Origin of the sequence: Shinella sp. HY16, from assembly GCF_028534175.1 — a bacterium.
In the GTDB taxonomy this organism is placed as follows: domain Bacteria; phylum Pseudomonadota; class Alphaproteobacteria; order Rhizobiales; family Rhizobiaceae; genus Shinella.
Genome location: NZ_JAHYXL010000002.1, coordinates 1,119,530 through 1,130,000 on the forward strand (window position 1 = coordinate 1,119,530; position 10,471 = coordinate 1,130,000).

General features: G+C 57.9%; 6 protein-coding genes, 1 tRNA gene, 2 rRNA genes and 1 pseudogene (1 of these 10 only partly in view). 4 read left to right on the forward strand and 6 right to left on the reverse strand.

Features of this window, described 5'->3' with window-relative positions; genetic code table 11:
* Positions 1–114: 114 nt before the first annotated feature.
* The 3 genes from K0P03_RS25705 to K0P03_RS25715 are packed head-to-tail and all read left to right on the forward strand — an operon-like array spanning position 115 to position 4,227.
* A complete protein-coding gene (locus K0P03_RS25705) occupies positions 115–1,320 on the forward strand; it encodes an SIR2 family protein (protein ID WP_272791004.1) in 1,206 nt (401 codons plus the stop codon).
* A complete protein-coding gene (locus tag K0P03_RS25710) occupies positions 1,317–3,347 on the forward strand; it encodes an ATP-binding protein (protein ID WP_272791005.1) in 2,031 nt (676 codons plus the stop codon). The genes K0P03_RS25705 and K0P03_RS25710 overlap by 4 nt, the downstream gene beginning before the upstream one ends.
* Complete coding sequence (locus K0P03_RS25715) at positions 3,334–4,227, forward strand: 3'-5' exonuclease (protein ID WP_272791006.1); 894 nt, start codon at positions 3,334–3,336, stop codon at positions 4,225–4,227. Before K0P03_RS25710 ends, K0P03_RS25715 begins: the two co-directional genes overlap by 14 nt.
* A 285-nt stretch (positions 4,228–4,512) precedes the next feature.
* Here K0P03_RS25715 and K0P03_RS25720 read toward each other — a convergent pair whose 3' ends face one another.
* Both K0P03_RS25720 and K0P03_RS25725 read right to left on the reverse strand, forming a co-directional pair.
* The gene (locus K0P03_RS25720) at positions 4,513–5,022 is read right to left on the reverse strand and encodes a GNAT family N-acetyltransferase (RefSeq protein WP_272791007.1); all 510 of its coding nucleotides are present in this window, start codon (positions 5,020–5,022) and stop codon (positions 4,513–4,515) included.
* A gap of 4 nt (positions 5,023–5,026) precedes the next feature.
* Entirely contained in the window at positions 5,027–5,326 is a 300-nt protein-coding gene (locus K0P03_RS25725) for a type II toxin-antitoxin system TacA family antitoxin (RefSeq protein ID WP_272791008.1), read from the reverse strand.
* 513 nt (positions 5,327–5,839) lie between these two features.
* Between K0P03_RS25725 and K0P03_RS25730 the strand changes: the two are divergent.
* Positions 5,840–6,925 (forward strand): annotated as a pseudogene (locus K0P03_RS25730) (recombinase family protein); the annotation flags it as partial.
* A 108-nt stretch (positions 6,926–7,033) separates the two neighbouring features.
* On the opposite strand, the gene K0P03_RS25735 reads toward K0P03_RS25730, so the two are convergent.
* The 4 genes from K0P03_RS25735 to K0P03_RS25750 form a co-directional block, all read right to left on the reverse strand.
* Positions 7,034–7,369, reverse strand: coding sequence for a hypothetical protein (locus K0P03_RS25735; RefSeq protein ID WP_272791009.1), 336 nt, complete (start codon positions 7,367–7,369; stop codon positions 7,034–7,036).
* 79 nt (positions 7,370–7,448) lie between these two features.
* Positions 7,449–7,525: transfer RNA gene (locus tag K0P03_RS25740), tRNA-Met, on the reverse strand.
* 268 nt (positions 7,526–7,793) lie between these two features.
* Positions 7,794–7,908 (reverse strand): 5S ribosomal RNA (rrf, locus tag K0P03_RS25745).
* A 234-nt stretch (positions 7,909–8,142) separates the two neighbouring features.
* Positions 8,143–10,471: ribosomal RNA gene (locus K0P03_RS25750) — 23S ribosomal RNA — on the reverse strand (it continues 470 nt past the right edge of the window).

The following is a 10,471-nucleotide window of genomic DNA, read 5'->3' on the forward strand; positions in this document are numbered from 1 at the left end:
AGCGAAGTCGAAGAAGAGCGAAAATTCCAGTTTCTGCGGGACGGCGATGCCGAGCCATCTGAACTGGACTGGAACAAGGGGATCGAGAGCGCCCGCAAGGCGATTTCCGAGGCCATGAACGCCAAGAACATCGCATTTCTGCTCGGCGCCGGATGTTCTTCCCTGATGAAGGACAAAAAGGAACTCGGCATTGCGACCATGGCGCCGCTGGCCAAGGAGTTTTGCGGCGAAACCATCGAGGCACGCGCGGCGGGATTCTACAGCGATCCGCCAACAGCCGGCGCTGTACCGGCACCGTGGCGGCTGACCAAAGACGAACTCGACTATCTCGACGCGCTCGGGGTCGACCTGGCGAAGGATTACAGCCGTAACCTGGAACGCTTGATGGAGGTGCTGTTCGCGCAACGGTTCGTGCTGCGCCAGAGCGAGAATCCCGATCTTCACCCCTATCGCGCTGTTCTCGACGGCATCATCAAGAAGGTCCAAGACTTCCTATGGACCCGTGTCACCCAGGGGGCCTTCGCCAAGGAGGGCGACACGACCGTGCGCGACCTCTACGAGCGTTTCTACAAGAAACTGGTCCTACGCGATCGGTCCTTGCCCCGGCCCTGGGTGTTCACGACCAACTACGATCATTTCAGCGAATTGGCGATGGATCGGCTGGGTATTCCCTATGCCAACGGCTTTTCCGGCGTCGTAGAACGTCGCTTCAACCCGGCGATCTTCCGCTATGCTCTGGCCGAGCAGCTCGACGTCGCCAGTCGCAAATGGACCGCCGTCGACGCCTTCGTCTATCTCTGCAAATTGCATGGTTCGGTCACTTGGACCGAGGACGATCATGGCCTCTTCCCGATCAAGGAAGTCTGGCCACCGGAATCCACGAACCAGATGCTGATCTATCCGACGCCGGCGAAGCAGAACTCTTCGCTCGGCTCGCCCTACGCAGACCTGTTCCGGGAATTTCAGTCCCGGATCGTGCGCGAGCAGAGCGTTCTCATCACGGCCGGCTACGCCTTCGGCGACGAGCACCTAAACAACATCATCTATCAAGCTCTGACGATCCCGACCTTCCGCTTGGTGATCTTTGCGGCGCCCGACACGGAGGGAGAGATCGCCAAGCTGCGGGCGCTGCGCGATCCGCGCATTTGGATCATTGGAGGCAATGGCCCTGCCGACGGGACGAGGGCGCACTACTTCGACATGATCGTCGAGCATTTCATGCCCCAGCGCCCCAGCGACAGGATTGATGATGCCGTCCGCAAGGTGTTGTCGGAGCTGGCACCGAAAAGGGACGACGAGACGAAGGATGGCGAAGCATGAGCCACGACGATCGCAAGCGGGCGATCGGCAAGGTGGTCTCGGTTGCGGCCGACCGCTTTGTCGTCGAGATGCACGTCGGCACCGACAACTTCACGGTCGTCGGCTTCGACGACGTGCATTATGTGGCGCGACTGGGATCATTCCTGATGATTCCGTCGCAGTCGGAATATGTCGTGGTCGAGGTTGTCGGCCTGCGTGAGCGCGATGCGAGCACGCCTTCCGAGCGGGGCGATTTCGACCGGGCCGGCTCCTCGAAATATCTGGACGTGGTGCCCGTCGGCATGTTGCCGATGCGCGGCGGCGCGTTTCGCTTCGGTGTGTCGGTTTTCCCGTCTCTGTATGCGGACGCACTCTATGCGCTGGATGGCGAGCTCGATCGCATCTTTGAGACCGAGGCCACCGTTGAGCCGTCAGTCGGCCCGGATGGCGGCGCCTGCCAACCCGAAGGGGCCACGCGCTATCGGGTTCTGCCGATCGGCAAGTCGGTAGTGTTCGAGGACTACGACGTCAAAGTTCGTCTGAACGAGTTCTTCGGCGGTCATGTCGCGGTCCTGGGCAATACCGGCAGCGGTAAATCCTGCACGGTCGCCTCGGTCTTGCAGTCCCTTTTCAGCAAACCGGACGAACATCACGCTCGCGGAGCGACGTTTATCGTCTTCGACGTGAATGGCGAGTATCACGAGGCGCTTTCTCCTTTGGCAAAAGACGGCGGCATCGGCGTCCATCGCGTAATCCTTGATGGGACGACCGCTGGCTTTCGGATGCCGCATTGGTTCCTGGAAATGGCAGAGTGGGAACTGCTTTTACAGGCGAGCGAGCGAACGCAACTGCCGGTCCTTCGGACGGCGTTAGGTCTGACAAGTCTCTTTCATGCCAACACGCCAGACGCTCTGGCTCTGCGCGAGCACTTTGTCGCCACTTGCATCATCGAGTGCTTTCGAGGTGCGGATGGCGACTCCCCAGTGTCGAAGTTTCAGCGCGTCGTTTCTCTTCTTCAGAAGTATCCGACGAACGATCTGAATATGGCGTTGTTGAACCGCTTCAATCCGAATTTTCAATACGGAAATTTTTCTGGCAACAACCAATCGGCATTTCTGGATGAAGTAAGGAAGAAGCTCCGGGAGGATGCTCCCTTACCAGCCTACAATCGGACGCCGTTCTCTTTCGATGAGCTGCACGAATGTCTGGATTTCGCGATCCTTTATGAGGAGGCTCACGGCAACCGCCAAATCCGAGATTACTGCTCTTCCATGGTCACGCGGCTCAGATCTCTCCAGGAGAGGACCGAATATGCCTTTTTACGTCACGAAGGAGCTGACGTTGGTGCGGCTGTAAGCGATCTGGAATTCTTGACCAACATCGTCGGTCTGGGAAGGGTTGTTGGCGAAGCGTTCACCAAACGCAATCAAGTCATTATCATTGATCTGAACTCCGTCGAAGATGAAATCGTTGAGTTGGTCAGTGCGGTCATCGCACGCATGCTTTTTCGGTTCCTTCGCCATGCGGAACCAAGAAACCGTTTCCCGATACATCTGCTCCTCGAAGAGGCTCACAGGTACATTGCCTCAACGCCCTCCCGGTTTTCCATCGACGCAACCAAGATTTTCGAGCGCATCGCCAAGGAAGGGCGCAAGTACGGCATGTTCGTGCTCTTGGCATCGCAACGCCCGAGTGAACTGTCCAAGACGGTTCTCAGCCAGTGCTCCAATTTCCTGGTTCACCGCATCCAGAACCCCGACGATCTTTCTCAGATTCGGCAGATGACGCCGTTCATCTCGGATTCGGTCTTGAAGCGGTTGCCGTCATTGCCTCGGCAGCACGCGCTGGTGTTCGGAACATCGGTCAATCTCCCGACGACATTCAAGGTGCGGGAGGCATCACCGCGGCCGCGCAGCGACGATACCGCGGTGGTCGATTTGTGGTTCCACGAAGAAGGTCGAGCCGCCGACATTCGATTCTCTCCGGCCGATACCGCTGGAGGGGAGCCGATGGCAGTAAACGAAGCGTCAGACGATGACATCTTCTGACAATCTGGAGACCCTGGCGGAGACGCTGGAGGCCACGGGAGACTACCGGGTCGTCCGGCGTCTCAAGCCGCGCCCTCGCATCGTTCCTCCGCCAGGCACGCCGCTGCGCCTTGGCCTGGTGGTCGATGTGGAGACCACGGGGCTCGACCATCAGCGCGACGAGATCATCGAACTCGCCATGACACCATTCAACTATGGCTTGGATGGCACCATTTTCAGCGTGGGCGACAGCTTCCAAGGGCTGCGTCAGCCGAGCAAGCCTATCGCCCCGGAAATCACCGCGATCACGGGCATCACCAACGAGATGGTGGCCGGCCAGATTGTTGATCCCGCAGCGGTAGCCTCATTCGCAGCGCCGGCTTCGCTCGTCATCGCGCACAATGCGGCGTTCGACCGCCGCTTCCTCGAACGATTCAACGACGTATTCTCGACGAAGCCGTGGGCATGCTCGCTCAGCCAGATCGATTGGGCAGCAGAGGGGTTCGAGGGCACGAAACTCGCCTATCTCGCTCAGGCCGCCGGCTTCTTCTACGACCGCCACCGCGCGATGCACGACTGTCTTGCTACGGTCGAGTTGTTGGCGATGTGGCTGCCCCGATCTGGCGCTACAGGTCTCAGCCGTCTCCTGGACGGCGCTCGTACCGTTTCTTGGCGAATCTGGGCGGAGAACGCGCCCTTTGACCTCAAGGATGTCCTTAAAGCGCGGGGGTACCGCTGGAACGGCGATCCCGGCCCGCAGCCGCGCGCCTGGTACATTGACGTTCCCGAGGCTCAGTGCGAGGCCGAACTACGGTTCTTGAGAACGGAAATCTATCGGTATGAGGTCGATCCCCCGGTTCGGCGGATCGATGCCTATGATCGGTTTTCAGACCGGATCTGAGTACCGTCGAAGGCCGGGCTATTGCATGCCCTCCGGCGCTTGCCGACACTTCTTGGCAAGCGTGGCGCAGACGAACCTGTCCCGTTTCGTCATGTTGGCACGCTTTTCCACTATGTGGTGCTTAGCGGTCATGGTTCTTGCAGTTGGCATCCTGCAACGCGTGGTTCTGGAGGCGGAAGCGGATTTCCTTCGGGATCCTCGCCTTGCCAGCGACCGTCTTGAATGTCCGGCGCAGGTCCTTGCCTCAAATTTAGCAAGGAAGACGTCCACGAAACATCGGGCCATTCACCTTCCAGCCTCACGGAGCGACGCAGCAATATCGCTGATCGAGCGAAACAGGACCAGCCCATCATCTCTGGCAGGCTCAAATCCTCGGCGCTGCCAGAATTCGGCAGCCTCCCCGTCGACGGCGTTGACCATCAATGCCCGCCCACCGATCAGCGATGCGGCCTGAACGCAGCGTTGGAGGGCGTGCTTCACAAGGCCAGTTCCGATGCCCAACCTGGCCGAGCCGATATCGGTCGCGAGCTGGCCAAGCAGCATGCAGGGAATTGGATTAGGCGGCTGCCCCGTCCGAATGGAGCGCGGTAGCACCGATGGCACAACGGCTGTTGGTGCAAGGCCGTAATATCCCACCACACGCCCTGCCTCATGCACGACGAGAACGGCGGTAAAGCCCTTCTGCTGATTGGAGAGCGCGCGGGTCTTCAGCCAGTGGTCGAGCGTCGGCTTGCCACAGGAAAACTGGGAAACATCGTGGGCGGCGGAAAGCAGCTCGGGTCCTGAAAGCAGCAAGGGATTACCGCTTCGCCGCGTGGCCGGGCTCCCACGGCGCAGGCCGCTTCAGCACTTCAACCATCTCCGGAACAGGAGCGGCCGGGCGCGACAGCACATCCATGAACTGAGCAAAGCCTTCCGGGCTCATCCGGATCAGGCCCTGCTCCATGACGACCTCCTCGGCCGCGCGCACAGCGGCATCTCGCACGAAATCGGTGCGCGAGCGGCCGCGCAGGCTGGCGGCGCGATCGATCATGGCAACATCCGCTTCGGGCAGACGCATCGAGATCGGATATTCCTTGCGTTCGGCAGTGTTGCCCATGGCGAGTCTCCTTAGTCGGAAGATAGCGCCTTGTATCTCTAATTACAATACGATAAAGCCTCATTTGCAAGCAACAGCTTCCGAGGGACCAGCAACGAGGCAAAAGATGACGGCGACATCGAGCGATTCCGACAGGTCATTTTACTCTGCCATGGCACGCCATGTTACGCCGCCGCACGCCATAACGCGCATTGGCACACTGAACGCCGCCAAATGTTCGCCCGCAAATTTCGTTGCTAATGCCGGGCATGGGACGAATGCTGTCAGTTATGACCTTGCGAGCCCCACAAAACACAGCAAAGATGACAGTAGCCGAGCGCGAAGCGCTGCTCGAATCTTTGCTGCTGGACGCGCCGGAGTTGACGTTTACGCCGTGCGGCAGTCCCGACCCTCGCCTTCTGCGTCTGGTCGGCATCCTGGCAAAGCAGGCGGCACGGGAATGCTTTGCAGAGGAAGTGAAGTTGTCCAGGCACAGGAGGAAGCGCACCTCCTGATGCGGATGGGAGCAATGTTTTGAAAGTCGCGATCTACGCCCGTTATTCTTCTGACAATCAACGCGACGCTTCCATCGCCGACCAGCTTCGCATGTGCCGCCTCCATGCCGAAAAGCAGGGCTGGCACGTCATCGAAGAATATACGGACCACGCGATTTCAGGAGCATCCCTGATCCGTCCGGGCATCCAGGCCCTGATGACCGACGCCATGAGCGGCCGGTTCGACGTGATCCTCTCTGAGGCGATGGATCGCCTCTCGCGTGATCAGGAAGACATCGCCGGCATCTTCAAACGTATGTCCTATGCGGATGTGAAGATGTTCACCTTGTCTGAAGGCGAGGTCAGCCATCTGCATGTCGGTCTGAAGGGCACGATGAATGCCCTCTTCCTTAAAGATCTTGCTGACAAGACCCGCCGCGGCCAGCGCGGCCGTGTCGAGGCTGGCAAATCGGGTGGCGGCAATTCCTATGGCTACGATGTGGTCAAGAAGCTGGACGCCAATGGCGAACCCATTCGCGGCGACCGCACCATCAACGAAGACCAGGCCGCCGTCGTTCTCCGCATCTTCCGCGACTACGCCGCCGGTAAGTCGGCAAAGACCATCGCTTTTGCACTGAACAAGGACGGCATTCCGGCCCCTTCGGGCGGCGACTGGGGTTTCAGCACGATCAACGGCAACCCGAAGCGTGGCAACGGCATCCTCAATAATGAGATGTATGTCGGCAAGATCGTCTGGAACCGCCAGCGCTTCGTAAAGGACCCGAACACCGGAAAGCGGCAGGCGCGCCCCAACCCGGAATCGGAATGGGTCATCCAGGAGACGCCAGAGCTCCGGATCCTCGACGACGATCTCTGGAATGCTGTGAAGGCACGGCAGGAGAAGAACAAGCTCACCCGCGACGATAACGGCAACACAGATGTCCGCACCGTCAATCACCGGCGGCGTCCCAAATACCTCTTCTCGGGCCTAACCAAATGTTCATGCTGTGGTGGCGGGTACTCCGCGATCTCGGCAACGCTGATCGGATGCTCGACAGCTCGCAACAAAGGCACCTGCGACAACCGGGTCAATATCCGCCGCGACGAGTTGGAATCGCGCGTGCTGAATGCGCTGCGCACCCGACTCGTTGACCCTGAGCTGTTTACCCATTTCTGCGAGGTATTCACGCAAGAGATGAACCGCCTGCGGATGGAAGGCCGCGCCGGTATTGCCTCAGCCGAAGCCGAGATCGCGAAGATTGATCGGGAACTGACGAAGCTGCTGACTGCAATTAAATCCGGCGGGCCGATTGAAGCGATCGTGGAAGACATGAAGCAGCTTGAAGCCCGTAAGGCGGAACTGAAGCACTTCCTCGCCGAAGCGGAGGAGCCGCCGCCCCTGCTCCACCCGAGCATGGCGCTGCAATATCGCAGGCGCATCCAGCAGCTCTACGAGTCGCTTCAGGATGAAGAAGAGGGCAAGCGGGTAGAGGCAGCCGACACAATTCGCTCGTTGGTGGATCAGATCGTGCTGACGCCTGTTGAGGGCAAGGTGGAGATCGACGTTCAAGGCGATCTTGCTGGAATCCTTGAGATTTCCACGCAAACGAAAAACCCCGCCGGTGGGCGGGGTGGATCGCAAGTAAAGATGGTTGCGGGGGCAGGATTTGAACCTGCGGCCTTCAGGTTATGAGCCTGACGAGCTACCGGGCTGCTCCACCCCGCGTTACCCGGTTTTGCCGGAGGCAAAATACCGCGACGATTGTCTCGTCCTGAACGCTTTTCCCGGTCCGGTTTTTGCCGGAGGCAAAACACCGTTGTATTTCTGTGGCCTCGCACCGAGGTTTGGAACGCACAAAGGCCGCTTGAAGCGGCCCTTTGGTTTCGGCAGGGCCGAATGTGTGTCGAGAAGATCGTTGTCGGTATTTTACCTTGCGGTAAAAACCTGTCGGTATTTGTCTTTCGACAAAACCTGCTCACATTGCACTTAGCAGACCTGGCAGCGACCTACTCTCCCGCGTCTTAAGACGAAGTACCATTGGCGCTGGGGCGTTTCACGGCCGTGTTCGGAATGGGAACGGGTGCGGCCACCCCGCCATGACCACCAGGTCGGCTAAGGGCAATGTGATGAGAAGCTGGTAGGCTTTCGCCTGTTTGTCTTATTTTGTGAACACGTCTTTTTCTTCTGTGGGCAACGGAGCGTCGCTCCGCAAGGCCAGAGGCCGTCGCGCCCCGGTTTTTGCAAAGCAAAATACCGTATGGCGCGGCCCGTCCGGAGCACTGCGTGCGTCAGGACAGAAGAGATGGCTCATCGAATTTATTCGATGAGCATGAACAATGAGAACGATCAAGCCAATCGAGCTATTAGTACCGGTAAGCTTCACACATTGCTGCGCTTCCACACCCGGCCTATCAACGTGGTCGTCTTCCACGGCTCTCAAGGGAATACTCGTTTTCAGGTTGGTTTCCCGCTTAGATGCCTTCAGCGGTTATCCATTCCATATATAGCTACCCTGCTATGCCCTTGGCAGGACAACAGGTCCACCAGAGATATGTCCATCCCGGTCCTCTCGTACTAGGGACAGATCCTGTCAATATTCCTACACCCACGGCAGATAGGGACCGAACTGTCTCACGACGTTCTGAACCCAGCTCACGTACCGCTTTAATTGGCGAACAGCCAAACCCTTGGGACCTGCTCCAGCCCCAGGATGCGATGAGCCGACATCGAGGTGCCAAACAACCCCGTCGATATGGACTCTTGGGGGTCATCAGCCTGTTATCCCCGGCGTACCTTTTATCCGTTGAGCGATGGCCCTTCCACGCGGGACCACCGGATCACTATGACCGACTTTCGTCTCTGCTCGACTTGTCAGTCTCGCAGTCAGGCGGGCTTATGCCATTGCACTCGACGACCGATTTCCGACCGGTCTGAGCCCACCATCGCGCGCCTCCGTTACTCTTTCGGAGGCGACCGCCCCAGTCAAACTACCCACCATACACTGTCCCGGACCCGGATGACGGGCCGCGGTTAGACATCCATGACGATAAGGGTGGTATTTCAAGGATGGCTCCACGCAAACTGGCGTCCGCGCTTCAAAGCCTACCACCTATCCTACACATGCCGACACGAATGCCAGTGTAAAGCTATAGTAAAGGTGCACGGGGTCTTTCCGTCTAACCGCAGGAACCCCGCATCTTCACGGGGAATTCAATTTCACTGAGTCTCTGCTGGAGACAGCGGGGAAGTCGTTACGCCATTCGTGCAGGTCGGAACTTACCCGACAAGGAATTTCGCTACCTTAGGACCGTTATAGTTACGGCCGCCGTTTACTGGGGCTTCGATTCAAAGCTTGCACCTCTCCTCTTAACCTTCCAGCACCGGGCAGGCGTCAGACCCTATACGTCGTCTTGCGACTTCGCAGAGCCCTGTGTTTTTGATAAACAGTCGCTACCCCCTGGTCTGTGCCACCCCAAAATACTTGCGTACCTTGGGGTCACGCTTCTTCCGAAGTTACGCGTGCAATTTGCCGAGTTCCTTCAGCAGAGTTCTCTCAAGCGCCTTGGTATGCTCTACCTGACCACCTGTGTCGGTTTCGGGTACGGTCTATACGGTGGAGCTATTTCCTGGAACCGCTTCCCCGCCCAGACAATCCAATAAGTCTGAACAAGTTACGCAATCCGTCACTACCACCAGGCCCACGAATATTAACGTGGTTCCCATCGACTACGCGTGTCCGCCTCGTCTTAGGGGCCGGCTAACCCTGCTCAGATTAACTTTAAGCAGGAACCCTTGGTCTTTCGGCGAGAGGGTCTCTCACCCTCTTTATCGTTACTCATGTCAACATTCGCACTTCCGATACCTCCAGAGGCCCTCACGGGTCCTCCTTCGCAGGCTTACGGAACGCTCCGCTACCACGTATCTTGCGATACATCCTCAGCTTCGGTGCATGGCTTTAGCCCCGTTACATTTTCGGCGCAAAGACCCTTATTTAGACCAGTGAGCTGTTACGCTTTCTTTAAATGATGGCTGCTTCTAAGCCAACATCCTGGTTGTTTTGGGATCCTCACATCCTTTCCCACTTAGCCATGACTTGGGGACCTTAGCTGGAGGTCAGGGTTGTTGCCCTTTTCACGACGGACGTTAGCACCCGCCGTGTGTCTGCCGACTAGTACTCTCAGGTATTCGGAGTTTGGTTAGGATCAGTAAGACGGTGAGTCCCCATAGCCCATCCAGTGCTCTACCCCCTGAGGTATTCGGTCGACGCTCTACCTAAATAGATTTCGCGGAGAACCAGCTATCTCCGAGTTTGATTGGCCTTTCACCCCTAGCCACAAGTCATCCCAATCTATTGCAACAGATGCGGGTTCGGTCCTCCAGTTGGTGTTACCCAACCTTCAACCTGCTCATGGCTAGATCACTCGGTTTCGGGTCTAATGCAACTAACTATGATCGCGCTATTAACACTCGCTTTCGCTGCGCCTACACCTACCGGCTTAAGCTTGCTAGTTACACTAAGTCGTTGACCCATTATACAAAAGGTACGCTGTCAGGCTTGCGCCCTCCAACTGCTTGTAGGCAACCGGTTTCAGGTTCTATTTCACTCCCCTTGTCGGGGTGCTTTTCACCTTTCCCTCACGGTACTTGTTCGCTATCGGTCATGCACGAGTA